General features: G+C 72.1%; 19 protein-coding genes. 14 read left to right on the forward strand and 5 right to left on the reverse strand.

Annotated elements, in window-relative coordinates:
* The first annotated feature begins 129 nt into the window (after positions 1 to 129).
* The 5 genes from ACLJQM_RS47555 to ACLJQM_RS47575 are packed head-to-tail and all read left to right on the forward strand — an operon-like array spanning position 130 to position 3,997.
* Complete coding sequence (locus tag ACLJQM_RS47555; protein WP_247021572.1) at positions 130 to 1,107, forward strand: ParA family protein; 978 nt, start codon at positions 130 to 132, stop codon at positions 1,105 to 1,107.
* Positions 1,104 to 1,517, forward strand: coding sequence for a cobyrinic acid a,c-diamide synthase (locus ACLJQM_RS47560; protein ID WP_247021574.1), 414 nt, complete (start codon positions 1,104 to 1,106; stop codon positions 1,515 to 1,517). The genes ACLJQM_RS47555 and ACLJQM_RS47560 overlap by 4 nt, the downstream gene beginning before the upstream one ends.
* On the forward strand, positions 1,517 to 2,419 hold the full coding sequence (locus ACLJQM_RS47565; RefSeq protein WP_410636592.1) for a segregation and condensation protein A: 903 nt from the start codon (positions 1,517 to 1,519) through the stop codon (positions 2,417 to 2,419). The genes ACLJQM_RS47560 and ACLJQM_RS47565 overlap by 1 nt, the downstream gene beginning before the upstream one ends.
* The gene (gene scpB, locus ACLJQM_RS47570; RefSeq protein ID WP_410636593.1) at positions 2,416 to 3,258 is read left to right on the forward strand and encodes an SMC-Scp complex subunit ScpB; all 843 of its coding nucleotides are present in this window, start codon (positions 2,416 to 2,418) and stop codon (positions 3,256 to 3,258) included. Before ACLJQM_RS47565 ends, scpB begins: the two co-directional genes overlap by 4 nt.
* Positions 3,245 to 3,997, forward strand: a complete 753-nt coding sequence (locus ACLJQM_RS47575) for a pseudouridine synthase (protein WP_247021580.1) — start codon at positions 3,245 to 3,247, stop codon at positions 3,995 to 3,997. Before scpB ends, ACLJQM_RS47575 begins: the two co-directional genes overlap by 14 nt.
* Here ACLJQM_RS47575 and ACLJQM_RS47580 read toward each other — a convergent pair.
* A complete protein-coding gene (locus ACLJQM_RS47580) occupies positions 3,976 to 4,815 on the reverse strand; it encodes an SAM-dependent methyltransferase (protein ID WP_410636594.1) in 840 nt (279 codons plus the stop codon). The genes ACLJQM_RS47575 and ACLJQM_RS47580 overlap by 22 nt on opposite strands.
* A 67-nt stretch (positions 4,816 to 4,882) precedes the next feature.
* On the opposite strand from ACLJQM_RS47580, the gene ACLJQM_RS47585 reads away from it, so the two are divergent.
* Together ACLJQM_RS47585 and ACLJQM_RS47590 are read left to right on the forward strand one after the other, a co-directional pair.
* Positions 4,883 to 6,724 carry a Xaa-Pro dipeptidyl-peptidase gene (locus tag ACLJQM_RS47585; protein WP_410636595.1) on the forward strand — a complete coding sequence of 614 codons (1,842 nt, stop codon included), beginning with the start codon at positions 4,883 to 4,885 and terminating at the stop codon, positions 6,722 to 6,724.
* A 49-nt stretch (positions 6,725 to 6,773) separates the two neighbouring features.
* On the forward strand, positions 6,774 to 7,724 hold the full coding sequence (locus ACLJQM_RS47590; protein WP_410636596.1) for a GNAT family N-acetyltransferase: 951 nt from the start codon (positions 6,774 to 6,776) through the stop codon (positions 7,722 to 7,724).
* A 36-nt stretch (positions 7,725 to 7,760) separates the two neighbouring features.
* Here the strand turns inward: ACLJQM_RS47590 and ACLJQM_RS47595 are convergent, their stop codons facing one another.
* The 3 genes from ACLJQM_RS47595 to ACLJQM_RS47605 are packed head-to-tail and all read right to left on the reverse strand — an operon-like array spanning position 7,761 to position 9,849.
* Positions 7,761 to 8,954, reverse strand: a complete 1,194-nt coding sequence (locus ACLJQM_RS47595; protein ID WP_360771953.1) for a cation:proton antiporter — start codon at positions 8,952 to 8,954, stop codon at positions 7,761 to 7,763.
* A gap of 7 nt (positions 8,955 to 8,961) precedes the next feature.
* Entirely contained in the window at positions 8,962 to 9,444 is a 483-nt protein-coding gene (locus ACLJQM_RS47600) for a cation:proton antiporter regulatory subunit (RefSeq protein WP_247021590.1), read from the reverse strand.
* Between the two features lie 36 nt (positions 9,445 to 9,480).
* A complete protein-coding gene (locus ACLJQM_RS47605) occupies positions 9,481 to 9,849 on the reverse strand; it encodes a DUF4267 domain-containing protein (protein WP_247021592.1) in 369 nt (122 codons plus the stop codon).
* Positions 9,850 to 9,940: 91 nt separating this feature from the next.
* On the opposite strand from ACLJQM_RS47605, the gene ACLJQM_RS47610 reads away from it, so the two are divergent.
* The 6 genes from ACLJQM_RS47610 (at position 9,941) to ACLJQM_RS47635 (ending at position 19,046) form a co-directional block, all read left to right on the forward strand.
* Positions 9,941 to 10,507: a TetR/AcrR family transcriptional regulator gene (locus ACLJQM_RS47610; RefSeq protein ID WP_247021594.1), complete on the forward strand. Its 567-nt coding sequence runs from the start codon at positions 9,941 to 9,943 to the stop codon at positions 10,505 to 10,507.
* A gap of 91 nt (positions 10,508 to 10,598) precedes the next feature.
* Complete coding sequence (gene cmk / locus ACLJQM_RS47615; protein WP_247025068.1) at positions 10,599 to 11,303, forward strand: (d)CMP kinase; 705 nt, start codon at positions 10,599 to 10,601, stop codon at positions 11,301 to 11,303.
* Positions 11,300 to 11,959 (forward strand): lysophospholipid acyltransferase family protein, encoded by a 660-nt coding sequence (locus ACLJQM_RS47620; protein WP_247021596.1) that lies wholly within the window; start codon positions 11,300 to 11,302, stop codon positions 11,957 to 11,959. The genes cmk and ACLJQM_RS47620 overlap by 4 nt, the downstream gene beginning before the upstream one ends.
* Positions 11,960 to 11,976: 17 nt before the next feature.
* Positions 11,977 to 13,437, forward strand: coding sequence for a ribosome biogenesis GTPase Der (gene der, locus ACLJQM_RS47625; protein ID WP_410636597.1), 1,461 nt, complete (start codon positions 11,977 to 11,979; stop codon positions 13,435 to 13,437).
* 208 nt (positions 13,438 to 13,645) lie between these two features.
* Positions 13,646 to 17,542 (forward strand): Pls/PosA family non-ribosomal peptide synthetase, encoded by a 3,897-nt coding sequence (locus tag ACLJQM_RS47630; protein WP_410636598.1) that lies wholly within the window; start codon positions 13,646 to 13,648, stop codon positions 17,540 to 17,542.
* Positions 17,543 to 17,633: 91 nt separating this feature from the next.
* On the forward strand, positions 17,634 to 19,046 hold the full coding sequence (locus ACLJQM_RS47635) for a M1 family metallopeptidase (RefSeq protein ID WP_410636599.1): 1,413 nt from the start codon (positions 17,634 to 17,636) through the stop codon (positions 19,044 to 19,046).
* On the opposite strand, the gene ACLJQM_RS47640 is transcribed toward ACLJQM_RS47635, so the two are convergent.
* On the reverse strand, positions 19,043 to 19,921 hold the full coding sequence (locus ACLJQM_RS47640; protein ID WP_410636600.1) for a hypothetical protein: 879 nt from the start codon (positions 19,919 to 19,921) through the stop codon (positions 19,043 to 19,045). The genes ACLJQM_RS47635 and ACLJQM_RS47640 overlap by 4 nt on opposite strands.
* 170 nt (positions 19,922 to 20,091) lie before the next feature.
* On the opposite strand from ACLJQM_RS47640, the gene ACLJQM_RS47645 reads away from it, so the two are divergent.
* Positions 20,092 to 22,383, forward strand: coding sequence for a glycosyl hydrolase family 95 catalytic domain-containing protein (locus tag ACLJQM_RS47645; RefSeq protein ID WP_410636601.1), 2,292 nt, complete (start codon positions 20,092 to 20,094; stop codon positions 22,381 to 22,383).
* Positions 22,384 to 22,398: the final 15 nt, after the last annotated feature.

The following is a 22,398-nucleotide window of genomic DNA, read 5'->3' on the forward strand; positions in this document are numbered from 1 at the left end:
AACAGCCTTCATACGCTGGACCGACGGTCGAGTGACATTGCCCCGTCGAGTCCGGCGCGTTGCTTTGCCGGGGCTCCGACTCCGCGCATAGGCTGCGGCGGACGCTGACGAACAAGGAGCTTTCGCGCCATGTCGACACCGAACCAGCCGGCCGCAACGGCCGAGTCCGCCGGGTCGGCGGCGGCGAACCTCAGCCAGGTCACCATCGCCACGCCCGCGATCCACGAAGGCGACGAACCGCAGCAGCCGGAACGCAACGGCAAGAAGGTCAAGCTCGAGGGTATCGGGCCGACCGGCCGCCCGATCCGCGAGCACCCCGATCCGGCGCCGCTGGACCGGCACGGCCCGGCCAAGATCATGGCGATGTGCAACCAGAAGGGCGGCGTCGGCAAGACGACGTCGACCATCAACCTGGGTGCCGCCCTCGCCGAGTACGGCCGCAAGGTGCTCCTCGTCGACTTCGACCCGCAGGGCGCGCTCGCCGTCGGCCTCGGCATCCAGCCGCACGAACTGGACCACACGGTCTACAACGCCATCATGGAGCGGTCGGTCAGTGCCACCGACGTGCTCATGAAAACCCGCGTGGACGGCGTTGACCTGCTGCCGAGCAACATCGACCTGTCCGCGGCGGAGGTCCAGCTCGTCGCTGAGGTAGGGCGCGAGCACACGTTGTTACGGGTCCTGCGTCCGGTCATGAACGACTACGACTATGTTCTTGTGGACTGCCAGCCCTCGCTCGGCCTGCTCACGGTGAACGCGCTGACCGCCGCGGACGGCGTGATCATCCCGCTGGAGTGCGAGTTCTTCAGTCTGCGAGGCGTCGCCCTCCTGATCGACACCATCGAGAAGGTCCAGGAACGCCTCAACCCCAAACTGGACATAGTCGGGATTCTCGCCACCATGTACGACCCGAGAACCCTGCATTCGAAGGAGGTCATGGCTCGCGTGGTGGAGGCATTCGGCGAGACCGTGTTCGACACGGTCATCAACCGCACGGTGCGGTTCCCCGAGACGACGGTCGCGGGTGAGCCGATCACGACCTGGGCGCCCAAGTCGGCCGGCGCGGCGGCGTACCGCCAGCTGGCCCGCGAGGTGATCGCTCGGTGAGCAGGCGCGCTTCCCTGCCCGGAGCGTCGGAACTCTTCAGGATCACCTCCAGTCCCGCCCTCGATCTCCCGCCCCAGGCGCCGCCCGCGCCCGCCGAGCCCGCCGAGAAGGCCAAGCCCGCGGGCAACGGCCGGACCGAACAGCTGGCCCGCAGCGCGGCCCCGCACGGGTCGGGACGGACGAAGCACGACGCGAAGATCACGGTGTACGTCTCCGGCGACGAGCTCGTGGCCATGGAGCAGGCCCGGTTGACGCTGCGCGCCAAGCACGAGCTGGTCGTCGACCGCGGCCGGCTGGTCCGCGAGGCGGTGGCGGTGCTGCTGGCCGACTTCGACGCCAACGGCGAAGAGTCGGTGCTGGTGCAACGGCTGCGGGTGGTCGGCTCAGACGGCGGCGAAACCGAGGGCTGATGGACGAGCCGGCACCGGCTCCGGAGGAACAGGTCCCCGAAGAGCACCAGACGGTGCACGGCGGGATGATCCCCGAAGGCGTCAACACCGAAGAACTGAGCACGTCGAAGTTCAAGGTGCGGCTGGCCAACTTCGAAGGGCCGTTCGACCTGCTGCTGCAGCTCATCTCGCAGCACCAGCTCGACGTCACCGAGGTGGCGCTGCACCGGGTCACCGACGACTTCATCGCCTACACGCGCGCGCTGGGCGCCGACTGGAACCTCGACGAGACGACGGAGTTCCTGGTCATCGCGGCCACCCTGCTCGACCTCAAGGCGGCGCGGCTGCTGCCCTCGGCCGAGGTCGAGAGCGAAGACGACCTGGCGCTGCTGGAAGCGCGTGACCTGCTCTTCGCGCGGATCCTGCAGTACCGCGCGTACAAGCAGGTGGCGGCGCTGTTCGGCGAGCTGGAACAGGGCGCGCTGCGGCGCTACCCGCGGTCGGTGGCGCTGGAGGACCGGTTCGTCGGGCTGCTGCCCGAGGTGATGCTGGGGGTGACGCCGGACAAGTTCGCCGAGATCGCGGTCGCGGTGTTCAAGCCGAAGCCGCCGCCGACGGTGTCGATCGCCCACATCCACATGGGCCGCATCTCGATGCGCGAGCACGCGGCGATCCTGCGGGTGATGCTGGCCGAGCGCGGCCAGGCGACGTTCGGCGAACTGGTCGACGACTGCGACCACACGGTGGAGGTCGTCGCGCGCTTCCTGGCGCTGCTGGAGCTCTACCGCGAGGCGACGGTCCAGTTCGAGCAGAGCGAGGCACTGGCCGAACTGCACGTCCGCTGGACGGGCGGTTCCAGGGAAGAAGCCTCCGCGGCGGCCGAGCTGGACCGCGCCGCCGGAGACGAAGAGGAGTACGGGTGAACCCCGAGAACGACGAAGTGGCCGAAGCACCGGCGCCGGACGAGCCGGTGGTGGACGAGGCCGCGGCGGAGCTGGCACTGGACGAGGCCCTGTCCGGCGAGCCGGTGGACGAGGACGGGTCGCCGCTGGAACCCGTCGCCGAGGTGACCACCCCCGAGCCCGCACTTTCACGTGAAAGTGCGGATCCCGAGGGGGAGCTTTCACGGGAAAGCGATGCGGCCGAGGGGGAGCCGGGGCCCGATGATCCCGAGTCCGACCTGGTCGCCAGCGGGGACATCAGCCTGCTGCCGGACGTCGACTCCGACGAGGCCCTGGAAGCCGCGCTCGAGTCGCTGCTGCTCGTCGTCGACTCGCCGGCCAGTGAGGAACTGCTCGCCGAAACGCTCGAGCAGCCGAAGGCGCGGATCGTCGTCGCGCTGCGCACCATGGCGCAGAAGTTCACCGACCGGACGTCCGGGATCGACCTGCGGCGCGTCGGCGAAGGGTGGCGGTTCTACACTAGGGACGTCTACGCCCCGTTCGTGGAGAAGCTCCTGCTGGACGGCCAGCGGTCGAAGCTGACCCGGGCCGCGCTGGAGAGCCTCGCCGTGATCGCGTACCGGCAGCCGGTGACCCGGGCCAGGGTCGCCGCGGTGCGCGGCGTGAACGTGGACGGCGTGATCCGGACGCTGCTCGCGCGCGGCCTCATCGAAGAGATGGGGACCGACCCCGACACGACCGGCACGCTGTACGTGACGACCGAGCTGTTCCTGGAGCGACTGGGGCTGTCGTCACTGAACGACCTGCCCGCCATCGCTCCGTTGCTACCCGAAGTGGACACCATCGATGACATCCAGTGAACACCCCGACGGCATCCGCCTGCAGAAGGTGCTGTCGCAGGCCGGGGTCGCCTCCCGGCGCGCGGCGGAAGACCTGATCGCGGCCGGGCGGGTCGAGGTGGACGGCGAGGTCGTCACCGAGCTGGGCCGCCGGGTGCACCCGGACGAGGCGGTCATCCACGTCGACGGCACCCGCGTGAACCTGCGCGACGACCTGATCTACCTCGCGCTGAACAAGCCCAAGGGCGTCCACTCGACGATGTCGGACGACCGCGGCCGCCCGTGCGTCGGCGACTACCTCGCCGGCCGGTACGAGGAGACCCCCGGCGTCGTGCACGTCGGCCGGCTCGACGAGAACACCGAGGGCCTGCTGCTGCTGACCAACGACGGTGACCTCGGCCACCGGCTGATGCACCCGTCCTACCGGGTGCTCAAGACCTACCTCGCCGAGGTCGACGGCCTCGTGCCGCGCGGGCTCGGCAAGGAGCTGCGCAACGGCTGGGAGCTGCCCGACGGCATCATCAAGGTCGACCAGTTCCGGGTGAAGGACATGCACTCCGGCAAGTCGCTGGTCGAGCTGGTCATCCACGAGGGCAAGAAGCACATCGTGCGCCGCCTGCTCAAGGACACCGGCCACCCGGTGCTCAAGCTGGTCCGCACGGCGGTCGGCGACGTCCAGCTCGGCAACCAGCGCGTCGGCTCGATCCGGCGGCTGACGAAGGGCGAGGTCGGGGCGCTCTACCGCAACGTCGAGCTCTGACCTCGTACGGCGGTGACGAAGCCGCCGGCGGTCGCGTCGTCGTCCGACGGCCGGCCGTAGGCGGCGGCCAGCTCGGCGCGGGTGACCGTCGACGGCGCCCAGCCGTGGGCGGCCAGCCACTCCGGTGCCCGGCCGCCGAGCCCGCCCCGCCACAGCGAGGTGACGTGCTCGCCGCCCGCGGCGGCCTTCGCGCGGGCGATCAGGCTGTCCGGCGGCGTGCCCGGCCGGTGCTCGAACGCGATCCGGCTGCCCGGCGCGGACAGCTCACCGACGGTGGTCAGCAGCCGCTCGGCCTCCTCGGGCGTCAGGTACATCAGCAGGCCTTCGGCGAGCCACGCGGTCGGCGCGGCCGGGTCGAACCCGGCGCCGCGCAGCCGGGCCGCCCAGTCTTCCCGCAGGTCCGCGGGCACGACGACGCGTTCGCACGAAGGCTCGGCGTCCTGCTCGTCGAGCACGTCGTCCTTGAAGGCCAGCACTTCCGGCAGGTCCAGCTCGAACAGCCGGGTGCCGGCCGGCCAGGTCAGCCGGAACGCCCGCGTGTCCAGCCCGGCCGCGAGCAGCACGACCTGCGTGCAGTCGCTGCCGAGCAGGTGGTCGTCGTAGAAGCGGGTGCGGATCACGACCTGCGGGTAGAACAGCGCGCCGAGGCCGGCCTGCGGTCCGCCGGGCGACGCGTCCGGCAGCGCGGAGCGGCCCGCTTCGAAGAACGCGGCCGCGTACGGGTCGTCGAACAGGCGGTCCGGGCGGCGGCTCTCGGCGGCGCGCAACGCGGCGACGCCGACCGCGGTGCGGCTCACGGCGGGCAGGGACTCCGTCACGACCGCCAACGTACCCCCGACTTTCCGCCGTGGTGCGCGCGTTCCCCGGCTCGCTAGCGTGACGGGCATGCGACTCGGAGTGGTGTGCGGAATCCTCGCGGTGCTCCTGTCCGGCGCGGTGGCCCCGGCGGCCGCGGCTCCCGCGGGGAGCGAGCCGGTCTACGACTACGCGTCGGCGATCCGGGAGACCGTCTGGGTCGACATCGGCCACGACGGCGACGGTGACGGCCGGTCCGACCGCGTCGCCGCGGACATCGTGCGCCCGAACGGCGCGACCTCGCGGGTGCCGGTGATCATGGACGCCAGCCCGTACTACTCGTGCTGCGGGCGCGGCAACGAGAGCGAGCTCAAGTCCTACGACAGCGCCGGCAAGCCGGTGAAGTTCCCGCTGTTCTACGACAACTACTTCGTGCCCCGCGGCTACGCGGTGGTGCTCGTCGACCTGGCCGGGACCAACCGCTCGGCGGGCTGCGCGGACGTCGGCGGCGCTTCGGACGTCGGCTCGGCGCGCAAGGTCGTCGACTGGCTCAACGGCCGCGCGACCGGCTACAGCGCGAAGACCGGCGGCAGCGCCGTGACCGCGGGCTGGAGCACCGGGAACGTCGGGATGATCGGGAAGTCCTACGACGGCACGATCGCCAACGGCGTCGCGGCGACCGGCGTGGCCGGGCTGAAGACCATCGTGCCGATCTCGGCGATCAGCTCCTGGTACGACTACTACCGCTCCGACGGCGCGACGTTCGGGTTCAACCCGGACGGGCTGGCCCAGACGGTCGAAGCGCGCAACAGCGGGCAGAACTGCGCGGCGCAGAACCAGGTGCTCCGGCAGGGCGCCACGGCCAACGGCGACTACGGGCCGCTGTGGGCGGACCGCGACTACGTCCGGACCGCGGGCAACGTGCGTGCCAGCGTGCTGCTTTCCCACGGCGTCAACGACCTCAACGTCAAGACTATCCACTTCGGACAGTGGTGGGCCGGGCTGAACGTCGAGAAGAAGATCTGGCTGTCGCAGACCGGGCACGTCGACCCGTTCGACTACCGGCGCGCGGACTGGGTCGACCTGCTGCACCGGTGGTTCGACCACTACCTGCTCGGCATCGACAACGGCGTCCAGAACGGGCCGCAGGCGAGCGTCGAGCGGCAGCCGGACCAGTGGGTGGACCAGAGCGCGTACCCGGCGGCGAACGCGGTGGCCACGACGTTGCGGCCGCACACCGGCGGCACGCTCGGCACTTCGGCGGCGTCCGGGACGGCGTCCTTCACCGACAACCCGAACCTGGGCGAGGACACCTGGGTGACGAACCCGGGCAGCGCCGCGCTGACCTACTCGACCGGGGCGCTGCCGTCGGACGTCCAGGTGTCCGGGACCACGACGCTGACCGTGACGGCGACGCCGAGCACGTCGTCGGCGCGGCTGTCGGCGCTGCTCGTCGACCTCGGCCCGGCGACGATCCGCAACTTCGCCGGCAGCGGCGAGGGGATCAAGACGGGGACGGCGGAGAACTGCTGGGGCTCGTCGGCGACCGGGGACGACGCCTGCTACCGGATCGCGTCGGCGGACGTGAAGAAGGTCGACTACACGATCCTGAGCCGGGGCTGGGCGGACCTCGCGAACTACGCTTCCCTTTCCCAGGAACGGGTGCTGACCCCGGGCACGGCGTACGCGATGACGTTCCGGCTGGCCTCGACCGACCACGTCGTGCCGCGCGGGCACGCGCTGGCGCTGATCATCGGCGGCACGGACGGCAGCTTCGTCCGCGGCCCCGCCCAGCCGGGCCGGGTGACCCTGGACCTGGCCCGGACGTCGGCGTCGGTCCCGCTGGCCGGCGTCGTCCCGGCGGCGACCACGCACCCGGCCCCGGCCGGCGGCGAGCACGTGCCGTCGGCGGCCCGGGCGGACCTGCGGTAGCCGGGAAACCCGCGCGACAGCGCGGTTCCGCCGTGGCTACGGTCGGCGGATGCGCGAACTCACGTGGCGGCCGCTCGTGCCCGCGGACGCCCAGGCGTCGGCCGACCTGCTCAACGCCATCGAGGCCGTGGACCGGATCGGGGAGAACTACACCGCGGAGGACACGCGCCAGGAGCTGATCGACCCGTACGCGGACCTCGAGCGGGCGAGCCTCGCCGCGTTCGACGGCGAGACGCTGGTGGGCTACATGAAGGTCCGCCACAAGGCGTCCGCGACGGAGGTCCACCGGGTCTTCCTGGACGGCGGCGTGCACCCCGCGTACCGCCGCCGCGGCATCGGGACGGCGTTGCTCGAAGCGGGCGTGGCGGCGGCGAAGGTGGTGCACGCCCGGCACCACCCGGGGCTGCGGCTGGTGGTCGACGTGCACAAGGCCGAGCACATCGCCGGAGTCCCGGAACTCGTGCGGTCCCGGGGTTTTGCGCCTGCCCGGTACTTCCAGCGGATGGAGCACGCGCTTTCGGGCGTGACCGGCGTCGTCGTGCCGGGGCTGCGGATCGAGGCGTGGTCGCCGTCGGCCGACGAGGACTTCCGCTCGGTGCGGAACGAGGCCTACCGGGACTTCTGGGGTGCCGCGCCGATGCCGGTGGACCAGTGGCGGAACAAGATCGTCAACCAGACGTTCCGGCCGGAGATCAGTTTCCTGGCGCGGCACGCCGGCGTCGCGGTGGGCGTACTGGTGACGATGTCGTGGAAGGCCGACACGGCGGCGACCGGCGTTCGCGACGCGCACTTCATGGTCGTGGGGACGCTGCGGGAGTTCCGGCGGCGAGGTGTGGCGGGCGCGTTGCTGGCCCACGCGCTGCGGGCCGCTGCGTGGTCGGGGTACGACCGGGCGAGCTTGAACGTCGACTCGGCGGATCCGGCCGGGGTGTCCGGGGTTTTCGTGAAGGCGGGTTTTACGGCGAAGCAGCGGTACGTGCGCTGGGCGCTCGAGGTCTGACCCGCCCGGCCGCCGAACCGGCCGGGCGGACCGGCTTCAGTTCGCCTCGACCGGGGCCGTCTTCGCGGCCGACTTGCGTTGCAGTGCGCGGGCGATCGGCTCCACCACCCGGGCGGCCGTCGGGCCGAGGATCGCCATCAGCAGGACGTACGCCGTGGCCAGCGCCGCCAGTTCGCCCTCGACCGCGCCCGCCGTCACCGCCAAGCCCGCGATCACGATCGAGAACTCGCCGCGGGCCACCAGCGCGGCTCCCGCGCGAGCGCGGCCCATCTTCCCGATGCCCTGCCTTCGCGCCGCCCACCAGCCGGTGCCGACCTTCGTCAGGGTCGTCACCACCGCCAGCACCACGGCCCAGCCGAGGACCGGCGGGATCGACGCCGGGTTCGTGTTGAGGCCGAACACCACGAAGAACACCGCCGCGAACAGGTCCCGCAGCGGCTCCAGCAGGTGCGTCGCGTTCTCCGCCGTCGAACCCGAGATCGCGATGCCGAGCAGGAACGCGCCGACCGCGGCCGACACCTGCATCGCCGACGCGATGCCCGCCACCAGCAGAGCCGCGCCGAGGACCTTGAGGAGGAACACCTCACGGTCGGGGCTGTCGACGGCGGCCGAGACGTACCGGCCGAACTTCAGCGCGATCACCAGCACCACCGTGATCACCATGAGCGAGATCCCGACGGCCTCCATGCCGCCGAGGAAGCTGACGCCGCCCAGCACCGCCGTGAGGATCGGCAGGTAGAGCGCCATCACCAGGTCCTCGAACACGAGGATCGACAGCACCACCGGCGTTTCGCGGTTGCCGAGGCGGCCGAGGTCGCCGAGCACCTTGGCGACGATGCCGGACGACGAGATGTACGTGACGCCCGCCATCACCATCGCGCCGACCGGGCCCCAGCCCAGCAGCAGTGCGACCGCCGCACCGGGCGCGGCGTTGAGGACGATGTCGAGCAGGCCCGCGGTCCACGAGCGGCGCAGGCCGGTGAACAGCTCGGCCGCGGAATACTCCAGGCCGAGCAGCAACAGCAGCAGCACGACGCCGATTTCGCTGGCCAGGTGGGTGAAGCCGCCGATGTCGGTCAGCGGGATCAGCCCGCCGGAGCCGAAGCAGAGGCCGCCGAGCAGGTAGAGCGGGATGGGGGAGAGGCCGATCTTCCCGGCCAGGCGCCCGAGCGCGCCCAGCACGAAGAAGACCGCCCCCAGTTCGATCAGGGACAGCGCGGTGTGGTCCATCGGCCGCTCAGCCGTACTTGAGGATCTTGGCGGCGGCTTCGAGGCCCTCGCTCGTGCCGACCGCGACCAGCAGGTCACCCCCGGTGAGGGCGAAGTCCGGCGTGGGTGACGGGTGGACCTGGCCCGCCCGCGCCACCGCGACCACCGAAACGCCGGTGCGGGTGCGCATCGCCGTGTCGCCGAGCGTGCGGCCGTCGAACGGGCCGGACGGCTTGATCGGCAGCTGCTTCGTGCTGATCCCCGGCAGGTCCTGGTGCTCCTCGGTGAGCTGCGCGACCAGCTGCGGCGCCCCGAGCAGGTTGGCGAGCGTGCCCGCCTCGTCCGCGGTCAGCGGGATCGAGGCGGCGCACGCGTCGGCGTCGTCCGCCTTCGACACGATGAGCTCGGTGTGGCCGTCCCGCTGCGACACGACGCCGATGCGGCGGCCGGTACGGGTGCTGAAGTCCTTGCGGACCCCGATGCCGGGAAGAGGGGTTACTTCGACGTTCACCCAACCACCGTAACCCACCTGTCCGATTCGCGACGTTCAGCCGAGCAGGAGCAACGCGGCCGCGACGACCATCACGACGGCGGTCAGGCCGTGGACGGCGAACGCCACCGCCTTCTTCCCGCGGTGGCGCAGGACGATCAGCATGTCGAAGACGGGCCAGAGGGCCGCGGTGAGGATGACCCAGCCCAGTGCGTGCGGGTCGCCGTAGATCACCAGGGCCAGCGGGACCAGCCCGGCCCCGACGTCGCGGCCGCCCTTGACGTTGAGGAAGCTCTCGGCGTTTTCGGGGACCTCGGTGAAACCGAAGCCCGCGGCGATCTTGGCCGGCGCGAAGAGGTAGTTGAGCCCGACGTAGATGATGCCGAGCGAAACGAGTGCGACGAGGACGTAGCCGGTGACGATCATGGTGTTCCCTCCAGTTTTCTAGCATCGCTAGGATTGCTAGCAACGCTAACTTAGCGGCGCTAGTTTGTCTAGCGGTGCTAGCATCAGCGCCATGACCCAGCGACAACGGCGTGTGCGCGACCGGACCGAGCGCGGGCGGCGGATCGTCACCGCGGCCAGGGAGCTGGCCGAGGCCGAGGGCTGGGACGCGGTCACCACGCGGCGGCTCGCGGCCCTGATCGAGTACAGCCAGCCGGTGCTCTACAGCCACTTCCCCGGCGGCAAGGACGCGATCATGGCGGCGGCCGCCCTGGAGGGCTTCGCCGAGCTGGCCACGGCGCTCGCGGCGGCCCGGGAAGGCGGGGTCGCGGGGGTCGCGGGCGCGTACGTGCGGTTCGCCGGCGAGAAGCCCGCCCTGTACGACGCGATGTTCACGCTGGCCTCCGAGCTCCCGTTCGCCCAGGAGGACACCCCGGAGGTGATGCAGGAGGCCTACGGCGGGCTGGTCGCGGTGATCGAGCCGGTGGCGGGCACCCAGGACGCGGGCGTGCTGACCGAGGTCTTCTGGAGCGCGCTGCACGGGTTGGTCACCCTCGACCGCGGGCGCCGGTTGTCGCCGCGGCACCGGGAGGAGCGGCTCGCGCTGGTGGTCGCCCGCTTCGGCGCGCGGGCCGACTGATCTCCTCCGCACCCCGACCGGCAGAATGGGGGGCGGCCCGAACGAGGACGAGGACGCGAGGAGAGTGCCGGTGACGGGAGCCCTACGAGGTGTGGTCGCTTTGGACGGCCCTTCGGGGACCGGAAAGACGACCGTCGCCCGCAAGCTCGCCGACCGGCTCGGGGCGGGCTACCTCGACACCGGCGCCATGTACCGGATGGTCACCCTCGCCGTGCTGCGCGCCGGCGTCGACCCCGCCGACCCGGCCGCCGTCGCCGCCGTCGCCGACCAGGCGGACTTCAGCATCGGGACCAGCCCCGAACGCCCCGAGATCCGGCTCGGCGGCGAAGACGTCGCCGCCGACATCCGGGGCCCCGAGGTCACCAAGGCCGTCTCGCCCGTCTCCGCCGTGCCGCACGTGCGCGAGCTGCTGGTCGGCAGGCAGCGGCAGATCATCGACGACGTCGTCGGGCACCGCGGCGGGATCGTCGTCGAGGGCCGCGACATCGGCACCGTCGTCGTGCCGGACTCGCCGCTCAAGGTCTTCCTGACCGCGTCGGCCGACGTCCGCGCCTCCCGCCGGAGCACCCAGGACACCGCCGCCGGGCGGTCGTCGTCGGTCGCCGACGCGCTGGCGAGCGTCGAGCGCCGCGACCACCTCGACTCCACGCGCGCCGCTTCGCCCCTGCGCGCGGCCGACGACGCCGTGCACGTCGACACCTCGGAACTGTCGATCGACCAGGTGATCGTCGCCCTCAGCGAGCTCGCCAGCCACCGCGGGCTGCTGGCGGGGTGCAACGCCGAGGTAGCTCGATGAGAGCTGACGGACTCCCCGAGGGATCCGTCGGCGCACTCCACGACGCCGGGCGGATTTTCGCCCGGTACCATTTGCGCTCGGCCTTCCGCATCCGCGTGCACGGCCGCGAGCGGATGCCCGCCACCGGGCCGGTGGTGGTGATCGCCAACCACAGTTCGATGATCGAGCCGCAGCTGATCTTCGGAATGCTGCCGCGGCGTTCGGCGTTCCTGGTCAAGGCCGAGCTGTTCAAGGGGCTCGCCGGGAAGTTCCTGGTGGCCATCGGGCAGATCCCGCTCAAGCGCGGCGAGATCGACCGCAGGCCGCTGATGACGGCGGTCGGCGTGCTCAAGGGCGGCGGTGTCGTCGGGATCTTCCCCGAAGGCACCCGCGGCGCGGGCGACGTCGGCGCGGCCGAACGCGGCGCGGCCTGGCTGGTCCGGGCCTCCGGCGCGACCGTGCTCCCGGTCGCGACGCGGGGCACGCGCAAGCCGGCGGACGGCAAGCGGCGCTGGCGCCCACGCGTGGACATCCTCGTGGGGGAGCCGTTCACGCCGAAGGTCGGACCCGGGAAGACCGGGCTCGACCAGGGCACCGAAGAGCTCCGCGGCGAGCTCGCGGCGCTCGTGAAGACTTTGGACGATTGGCGTTCCGAAAACGGATTCGGCTCGCCATAAGGGAAATTGGGTCAGTGATGGAAGAGTTGGACAGCGTCGGCGAGATCGACGGCACCTGGTCGGACGAGACCGAGTTCGCCGCGCTCGACGCGCAGATCGAGGCGGCCGAGCTGGCCGAGGAGGCCGCGCTCGCGCAGCCGGTGCTCGCCGTCGTCGGCCGCCCGAACGTGGGCAAGTCGACGCTGGTCAACCGGATCCTCGGCCGCCGCGAAGCCGTCGTGCAGGACGTGCCGGGCGTGACCCGCGACCGCGTCGCCTACGACGCCTTCTGGGGCGGCCGCCGGTTCACCCTGGTCGACACCGGCGGCTGGGAACCGGACGCGACCGGCCTGCAGGCCTCCGTCGCCGCCCAGGCCGAGCTGGCCATGCAGACCGCGGACGCCGTGCTGCTGGTGATCGACGCCACGGTCGGCGCCACCGCCACCGACGAAGCCGTCTCCAGGGTGCTGCGCCGCTCGAAGAAGCCGGTGCTGCTGGCCGCGAACAAGGTCGACGACGACCGCCTGCTCGCGGACACCGCGTCGCTGTGGTCGCTCGGCCTCGGCGAGCCGCACCCGGTCAGCGCGCTGCACGGCCGCAGCTCAGGCGACCTGCTCGACGCCATCCTCAAGGCCCTGCCCGAGTCGCCGCGCGAAGGCGGCGCCGCGACGGCGGGCCCGCGGCGCGTCGCGCTGGTCGGCAAGCCGAACGTCGGCAAGTCGAGCCTGCTCAACAAGCTCTCCGGCGAGGAGCGCTCGGTCGTCGACTCGGTCGCCGGCACCACCGTCGACCCGGTCGACTCGCTGGTCGAGCTGGACGGCGAGACCTGGCGGTTCGTCGACACGGCGGGCCTGCGCAAGCGCGTCAACTTCGCCGCCGGCGCCGAGTACTACGCCTCGCTGCGCACCAAGACCGCGATCGACGCGGCCGAGGTCGCGATCGTGCTGCTGGACGCGGCCGAGCCGCTGTCGGAGCAGGACCTGCGGGTGCTGACCATGGTCGTCGAGGCCGGGCGCGCCTGCGTGCTCGCGTTCAACAAGTGGGACCTGGTCGACGAGGACCGCCGGCACGCGATGGTCCGCGAGCTGGACCGCGGCCTGGTCCGCGTGCCGTGGGCGGAGAAGGTCAACATCTCCGCGCTGACCGGCCGTTCGGTGCGCAAGCTGGCGCCGGCGCTGCGGACCGCGCTGAAGTCGTGGGACCAGCGGGTGCCGACCGGCCAGCTCAACGCGTGGCTGTCCGACCTGGTCGCGGCCACCCCGCCGCCGGTCCGCTCGGGCAAGCAGCCGAAGGTGCTGTTCGCGACCCAGGCCGGCATCCGGCCGCCGACGCTGGTGCTGTTCACCACCGGCTTCCTCGAGGCGGGCTACCGCCGGTTCATCGAGCGCCGGTTCCGCGAGCAGTTCGGGTTCACCGGCAGTCCCGTTCGGGTGAACGTGCGGGTCCGGGAGAAGAAGGCGAAGGCGAAAATCGGTGGGAAGGCCGCCCGGACGCGGTGATTTCTCCCCGTGTCGGGCCCGCGTGAGGTCCGACACTCCCTCGTGACCCTGCGGACACCTTTTCGCAATCCGCGGGTATGGTGAAAGGTCGTTGCGGGCGCCTCAACCGGAGAGCGAGCCCGGTTGAGGCTCCCGAAAGGTGAGTGGTGGGCTTGCGCGCCCATGGTTTGTCCCTGCACGTCTTCTTCACGGCCGGGGTGAACGGTCGATGACCGTCACGATCGAGCCCGCCGAATCCGCCGCCGAAATCACCGCGCCGTCTCCGGCCTCCGTCGCCGGGCGGGCGCTGTTCTGGTCCGGCCTCGGCGCCAGTGAGCGCACCCTGCTCGACATCGTCGCCGAGACCGCCGAGCGGCACCCCAACGCCGCCGCGATCGACGACGGCCGCACCACCCTGACCTACCGGCGCCTGCTCGAGGAGATCGACGCCTACGGCCGCCGGCTGCGCGGCTACGGCGTCGGCCTCGGCGACCGCGTCGGCATCCGCATCTCCTCCGGCACCGCCGAGCTGTACGTCGCGATCCTCGCCACCCTGTCCGTCGGCGCCGCCTACGTGCCGGTCGACGCGGACGACCCGGACGAGCGCGCCGAGCTGGTCTTCGAAGAGGCCCAGGTGGCCGCGGTCGCGACCGACGGGAAGATCACCGTCCACTCCACGCCGGGCGGCCGCGACGGCGTCCCCGGCCCGGCCGACGACGCCTGGATCATCTTCACCTCCGGTTCCACCGGCAAGCCCAAGGGCGTCGCGGTCACGCACGCCGCCGCGGCCGCGTTCGTCGACGCCGAGGCCGAGCTGTTCCTCACCGACGAGCCGGTCGGCCCCGGCGACCGCGTCCTCGCCGGGCTGAGCGTCGCCTTCGACGCCTCCTGCGAAGAGATGTGGCTGGCCTGGCGCCACGGCGCCTGCCTGGTCCCGGCGCCGCGCGCGCTGGTCCGTACCGGCGTCGACCTCGGCCCGTGGCTGGTCGCGCAGCGGATCACCGTCGTCTCGACCGTGCCGACGCTGGCCGCGCTGTGGCCCGCCGACGCGCTCGAAGACGTCCGCCTGCTCATCTTCGGCGGCGAAGCCTGCCCGCCGGAGCTGGCCGAGCGCGTCGCCGTCGAAGGCCGCGAAGTCTGGAACACCTACGGTCCGACCGAGGCCACCGTCGTCGCCTGCGCCGCGCAGCTGACCGGCGAGGGCCCGGTCCGGATCGGCCTGCCGCTCTCGGGCTGGCAGCTCGCCGTCGTCAACGACGAGGGGCAGCCGGTCGCCATGGGCGAGACCGGTGAGCTGGTCATCGGCGGGGTCGGCCTGGCCCGCTACCTCGACGCCGAGAAGGACGCGGAGAAGTTCGCGCCGCTGCCGTCGCTGGGCTGGCAGCGCGCCTACCGCTCCGGCGACATGGTCCGCGCGGAAGAAGAAGGCCTGCTGTTCCTCGGCCGGCTCGACGAGCAGGTCAAGCTCGGCGGCCGCCGCATCGAGCTGGGCGAGGTCGACGCCGCGCTGCAGGCCCTGCCGGGCGTGCAGGGCGCGGCCGCCGCGATCCGCCGCACCAAGGCCGGCAACCAGGTCCTCGTCGGGTACGTCGTGCCCGCGGCGGGGGTCCCGTTCGACCTGGACGTGTCCGCGACCCGGCTGCGCGAGCACCTGCCAGCCGCGCTGGTGCCGCTGCTCGCCGTCGTCGACGACCTGCCGACCCGCACCTCCGGCAAGGTCGACCGCGCCGCGCTCCCGTGGCCGTTGTCCACTGTGGACGCGACCGGGCTGTCGCCGACCGAGACCTGGCTCGCCGAAGGCTGGGCCGAGATCCTCGGCGTGTCCGTCGACGACCCGAAGGCCGACTTCTTCACCCACGGCGGCGGCAGCCTGACCGCCGCGCAGGTGGTCGCGCGCATCCGCACCCGGCACCCGCAGGTGTCGGTCGCCGACGTCTACGCCCACCCCAAGCTGGGCGCGCTGGCCGCGATGCTGGACGCGCTGAGCGGCCAGGCCACCGAACGCCGGGACATCGCGCCGACCCCGCGTCGCGCCGGGGTGATCCAGACGCTGCTGACGGTCCCGCTGATGGGTCTCGTCGGGCTGCGCTGGGCGACGCTCGCGGCCGCGCTGTCGAACGTCCTCGCGCTGCTCGGGTTCGCCTGGGCGCCGACGCTGAACTGGGCGTGGCTCGGCCTGGCCTGGGTGGTGCTGTTCAGCCCGGCCGGCCGGATCGCGATCGCCGCCGGCGGTGCGCGTGTCCTCCTGTCGGGCGTGCGCCCCGGGACGTACCCGCGCGGTGGCAGTGTCCACTTGCGACTGTGGACGGCCGAGAAGCTCGCCGAGTTCTCCGGCGCGGACAGCGTCGCGGGCGCGTCGTGGATGACGACGTACGCGAAGGCGCTCGGCGCGCGGATCGGCAAGGACGTCGACCTGCACTCGCCGCCGCCCGTCACCGGCTTCCTCAAGCTGGGCCGCGGCGCGGCGATCGAACCCGAGGTCGACCTGACCGGCCACTGGGTCGACGGCGACCGCGTGCACATCGGCAAGGTCCGCGTCGGCGCGGAAGCCCGCATCGGCGCGCGCAGCACGCTGTTCCCGGGCGTCCGCATCGGCAAGGGCGCGGAGATCGCGGCCGGCTCGACCGTCCGCGGCGCCGTCCCGGCCGGGCAGCGCTGGGCCGGCTCGCCCGCCGCGCGCGTGGCCAAGGACGAGCGCGACGCGCTGAAGTGGCCGTCGAGCCGTCCCCCGCGGTCGCACTTCTGGGCCACCGTCTACGGCGCGACTTCGTTGCTGCTCGGGTTCCTGCCCGGCATCGCCGCGCTGGCCGGGGTCGCCGTGCTCGGCTCCGCGATCGCCGGTGCCCCGACGCTGCTGGACGCGTTCACCCGCGCGCTGGTCTTCGTGCCGGTCGCGACGCTGGCGTACTTCGGCGCGTACATGCTGCTGGTGCTCGTCGGTGTCCGGTCGCTGAGCATCGGCATGGTCGAGGGCTACCACCCGGTGCACGGCCGCGTCGCGTGGCAGGTCTGGGCCACCGAACGCCTGATGAGCATGGCCCGCGAAGGCCTGTTCCCGCTGTACGCCAGCCTGTTCACGCCGGTCTGGCTGCGGCTGCTGGGCGCGAAGGTGGGCCGCAACGTCGAGGCGTCGACCGTCCTGGCGCTGCCGAAGATGACCCAGGTCGACAGCGGCGCGTTCCTGGCCGACGACACCATGGTCGCCACCTACGAGCTCGGCCACGGCTGGCTGCACGTCGCCCCGGCGCGGATCGGCAAGCAGGCGTTCCTCGGCAACTCGGGGATGACCGCGCCCGGCCGTTCGGTGCCGAAGCGCGGACTCGTGGGTGTGCTGTCCTCGACGCCGCTGAAGGCGAAGAAGGGCTCGTCGTACCTCGGGATGCCGCCGCTGCCGGTGCGCCGCGCGATCGGTGCCGCCGACACGAGCCGCACCTACACCCCGGCGCTGCACCTGAAGGCGGCGCGGGCGCTGGTCGAGCTGTGCCGGATCATCCCGGTCATGTGCGGGGTCGCGCTGACCGTCTCGGTCGCCTTCGGGCTGCTGTGGGCGGCAACGGCGTTCGGCTTCGGCGTCGCGCTGCTGCTGGCCGGGCCCGCCCTGCTGGCCGCCGGCGTCGTCGCGGCGCTGACCGCGACGGCGATGAAGTGGCTGCTGGTCGGCAAGTTCCGCGAGATCGACCACCCGCTGTGGAGCTCCTTCGTCTGGCGCAACGAGCTCGCCGACACCTTCGTCGAGGCCCTCGCGGTGCCGTGGCTGATCGGCTCGATCGGCGGCACCCCGCTGCTGTCGGCGTGGCTGCGCACGATGGGCGTCAAGATCGGCCGCGGCGTCTGGCTCGAGACGTACTGGCTGCCCGAGGCCGACCTCGTGGCGCTGGGTGACGGCGCGACGATCAACCGCGGCTGCGTCGTGCAGACGCACCTGTTCCACGACCGGATCATGAGCATGTCGCGCGTGGCGCTCGGCGAGGGCGCGACGCTCGGCCCGCACGGCATCGTGCTGCCGGGCGCCGGCATCGGCGCGCGCACCACGGTCGGCCCGGGCTCGCTGGTGACCCGCGGCGACGAGGTGCCCGCCGACACGCGCTGGCTGGGCAACCCGATCTCCGCGTGGACGGGTAAGTAGAAGGTCACGAAGTACCCACCTGGCTCGCCGGACTCACCCGTGGCGTGCGAGCCTGGTTTGGTACGTCGGTACGAGGAAAGGTTCGGCACGGGTGATTTCGAAGGCTCCGGCTCCCGCACCCGGGGCGGACACCTCGGGGGACCCCTACCTCCCCGCCCACGGCAACGGTGGATACCGGGTCCGGCACTACGACCTCACGCTCGACTACAAGGTCGCGCCGAACCGGCTGTCGGCTTCGGCCGTGATCACCGCCGAGGCGACGCAGGCGCTTTCCCGCGCCAGCTTCGACTTCGGCGAGTTCCGGATCAACCGGGTGCTGGTCGACGGGCGGCCCGCGAAGTACGTGAAGCGCGGGGTGAAGCTGCACGTCAAGCCGGCGAAGCCGATCGCGGTGGGTGCCGCGTTCACCGTGGAGGTCCACTACGTCGGCAACCCGCGTCCGGTGGGCAGCCGCTGGGGTGACGTCGGCTGGGACGAGCTGACCGACGGCGCGCTGGTGGCGAGCCAGCCGGTCGGCGCGCCGTCGTGGTTCCCGTGCAACGACCACCCGTCGGACAAGGCGTCGTACCGGGTGAGCGTGACGACGGCGTCGCCGTACCTGGTCGCGGTCACCGGCACCCTCGTCGAGCGGACCACGTCGGCCAGCACGACGAGGTGGGTGTTCGACCGGCCGGAGCCGACGGCGACGTACCTGATGAGCGTGCAGATCGGCCGCTACGACGACCTCGAGCTGACCGGCCGCGGCTGGTTCCCGCACACGGGCGTGGGCCTGCGCCGGCTGAGCCTCGGCTTCGGGCGCGCGAGCGGGCAGGTCGAGACGGTCTTCGAGACCGTGCCGCAGCGGGCCGCCGTGCCACCGCGGCTGCGCCGGGCGTTCGACCGCGACTTCGGGCGGCAGGGCCGGATGATGGAGTTCCTGCAGCGGCTGTTCGGGCCGTACCCCTTCCACGAGTACGTCATCGTCGTCACCGACGACGACCTCGACGACCCGATCGAGGCGCAGGGCATGGCGATCTTCGGCGCCAACCACGTCGACGGCCGCCGCACCTTCGAGCGGCTCGTGCTGCACGAGCTGTCGCACCAGTGGTTCGGCAACAGCCTGACCGTGGCCGACTGGCGGCACATCTGGCTGAACGAGGGTTTCGCGACCTACGCCGAGTGGCTGTGGTCGGAGGAGTCCGGCGGCCCGTCCGCGCAGGCACTGGCCCGCGACTGGCACGCACGCGTGAAGCTCAAGCCGGCCGACGTCCGCATCGCCGACCCGGGCGTGTCGCGCATGTTCGACGAGCGCGTCTACAAGCGCGGCGCCCTGACCCTGCACGCCCTGCGAGCGGAGATCGGCGACCCGGCGTTCTTCGCGATGCTGAAGGCGTGGGCGGTCGAGCACCGGCACGGATTGGTGACGACGGGCCAGTTCGTGACTACGGCGGAGGCGTACGCGGGCCGCCCGTTGACGGCGTTCTTCACCCGCTGGCTGGAATCGACGGCGCTGCCGCCGCTTTAGGTCTCGCAGCCGAAGACCGACCGGCAGACCGGGCAGCGGGCCCGCACCGAGCGGCCGACCGGCAGCCGGGTGCCGTGGCCGCAGGCGGGGCAGGCGAACGCGACCTTGGCGCCGTCGAAGCGGTAGTCCGCGGCCGGCCGGTGGTGGTCGCGGTCCTGCCGGTAGCGCGCCCGGGCCGCGCGGCTCGCGCCGGACAGCGGGGGACGCGCGTAGTCCGCCAGCGCCCGGCTGCGGCCCAGCCGGTACGCCTCCGCCGCGGGGCCCGGGAACGGCCGGACCTCCTCGCCGAACGCCAGCGCCCGCTTCGCCAGCACGTACCCCATTTCCGGCGGCGACAGGTACCCGACCCGGGACGTCGTCCGGCGGCGGGTGTAGCGGCCCTGCGTGACGTCGACGCGGTACGCCGCCAGCATCGGCCGGCCGAGGCCCAGGTAGAGCGTTGCCGTGTCGGTCAGGATTTCGTGGCGGGCGAGGTCGGCGTGGCGGAGCCCGTGGCGGTGCAGGAAGACGTGCGTCACCTCGTGCGCCAGCACCGCCGGGATGTCGCGCGGGTCGTCCTGGTAGCGCGCGCTGAGGGTCACGAAGTACTCCGGGCCCGGCCCCAGTTCGACCTCGCCGACGTGCCCGCCGAGCGCGCTGAAGCCCACGATCACCCGGGCGTCGCCGATGCCGAGGTGGCGGGCCATCGCCGCCGCGAGCCGCTGGGCGCCGGTGAGCGGGTCGCGTTCCGCGGGCAGGGGCGGCAGCGTGCCGAACGCCTTGACCGCCGGCCCGGACAGCTTCGCGTAGAGCTCGGCGATCGAGTCCGCCACGACGCCCAGCCGGTCGAACGTTCCCGCCGGCGGCACCGGCCCGGGCCACTGGAGGAAGGCCATACCGGCCAGACGTCCGAGCTGGGGCCAGAGTTCCCGGCGCGATAATTCATCGGATGTCTTTGCCGCTTTCCGAGTGAACTCCTCTGGCGTTTTGGGTGTCCCTCTGCAAGTATGACCGGACGCCGCCGCTTGAACTCGCCGAAACGTAGTATGAATTCGGAGGATGCTTCATGGACTCAGTGTCCCGGCGGACGGTGCTCCGTGCTGCCTCGGTCGCGGCCGGCGCCGCGGCCTTCGGTGGTCTGTGGGCCCGGGCCGCGCCGCCCGCGGTGGCCGCCGCGAACCCGCACCGCGAGGTCGCCGCCGATGCGCGCATGGTCTGGAAGCGGCTGCCGAAGAACTGGCAGGAAGGCCCGTTCCTGGCCAACGGCTACCTCGGCGCGCAGGTCTACGCCGGCCAGGCACCGCAGGTGCTCAAGGTGATGCTGAGCCACACCCAGGTGCAGGACCAGCGCATCCAGTGGGAGGCAGGCATCGGCCTGTCCCGGCTGCCGATCGGCTACCTCACGCTCACCTTCGCCGGCGCGATCACCGCCGTCGACTGGACGCTCGACCTCTACAACGCCGAGCTGGGCGGCACCATCACCACGACGCAGGGCTCGATCGCCTTCTCCGCCGTCGTGCACAACGACCTCGGCGTGCTGCTCGTCTCGATGACACCGAGCGCGGGCGAAGCCGGTGCGGCGTGGGCGTTCCAGCCGCTGGAGTCCGCGACGACGCGAACCGTCCGCAAGCCGCCCGAGTACGTCGCGAACCCCGCGCCCGAGGTCGCGAACGGGTACTGCGCGCAGCCGATGCTCGCCGGGGGCGGGTACACGACGGCGTGGCGGGAACGCGCGATCGGGGCCCGCCGGCTCCTCGCCGCGACCGTCGCCTACAGCTTCCCCGGCACCGACCACACCGCGACCGCGCTCGACAGCGTCCGGAAAGCGCTTGCCCTGAACCCGGACTTCCTGCTCGCGCGCCACCGCCGCTGGTGGAACGACTACCACCGGCGCAGCTTCGTTTCGGTGCCGGACAAGCAGGTGCAGCGGTTCTACTGGATCCAGCTGTACAAGATCGCGGCCGCCACCCGCGCGGACGGCCCCGTCGTCTCGGAGTGGGGCCCGTGGTTCCCCGAGGTCGGCAACAGCTGGACCGCGGTCTGGTGGAACCTCAACGTCCAGGTCACGTACCCGATCGTCAACAGCAGCAACCACCCCGAACTCGACGCCGTCACCGAAACCTTCCGGCGTGACCACGCCAACCTCGAGGCGTCCGTGCCCCCCGCGTACCGCGACGGCGACACCTACGCGCTTTCGCACCCGGGGGACTGGCGGCTGCGCCCCGGCGGCACGCGCTCGGTCGGCGTCCCCGGGACGACGTCCAAGACCGACCAGACCGGGAACCTGTTGTGGGGCCTGCACAACGTCTGGCTGGCCTACCGCCACCACATGGACCGGAGCGTGCTGCGCGACGTCCTGTACCCGACGCTGGCGAAGGCGCTGAACTTCTACCGCCACTTCCTGGTCACCGGCCCGGACGGCTTCCTGCACCTGCCGCTGACCCGGTCGCCGGAGTACGCCGACGCCCCCGACTGCACCTACGACCTGTCGCTGATCCGGTGGGCCGCCCGCACCCTCGTCGACACGGCCCGGATCCTGCGCCTGAACGAGCCGCGCGTGCCGGCCTGGCAGGAGATCGGCGCGAAGCTCGTGCCGTACCACGAAGACCCCGCGAACGGCGTGCTGATCGGCGACGGCGTCCCGCTGGCCGCGTCGCACCGGCACTTCTCGCACCTGCTGTGGCTGTACCCGTTGCGGGAGAGGGTCTGGGACAACCCCGCCGACCGCGACCTCATGACCCGCACCTTCGACCACTGGGTCGCCGACCAGTCCGCCTGGCACGGCTACAGCTACGCGTCCGCGTCTTCGATGAAATCCGTGATGGACGCACCCGAAGAAGCGTTGCGGTACTTGAAGTTCTTCCTCGACCGGAACATCGTCGCGGACACCGAGCTGACCGCGAACACGATGTACCGCGAAGGTTCGAACTTCGCCGTCGAAAGCCCGATCACGGCCGCGCAGTCCCTGGTGGACATGGTGCTGCAGGGATCCGGTGGCGTGCTCAAGGTCTTCCCGTCGGTGTCGGCGACCTGGCGGGACGCCTCGATTTCGGGGCTGCGCGCGGAAGGCGCGTTCCTCGTGGACGCCTCCCGCCGCGCGGGCACCACGGAGTTCGTCCGCGTGCGCAGCGAAGCCGGGGAACCCCTGGTCCTCCAGCACGGCATCGCCGGGGACGTCGACGTCCGCGACGAGCACGGCCGGCACCTGCCGTGGCGCGCCACCGGCCCGGGCCGGATCTCGATCGGGCTGCGGCGCGGCGGCACCGCCGTCGTCGCACCCCGGGGCACGCGGCCGGACTTCGCGCCGCGAGACGTTCCCGCGCTCGGTGCGGCACCCGCGTGGGGCCTGCCGGACTGACACCCCGCTTCGACG

It is taken from the genome of Amycolatopsis sp. cmx-4-83, from assembly GCF_046548815.1.
Classification (GTDB): domain Bacteria; phylum Actinomycetota; class Actinomycetes; order Mycobacteriales; family Pseudonocardiaceae; genus Amycolatopsis; species Amycolatopsis pretoriensis_A.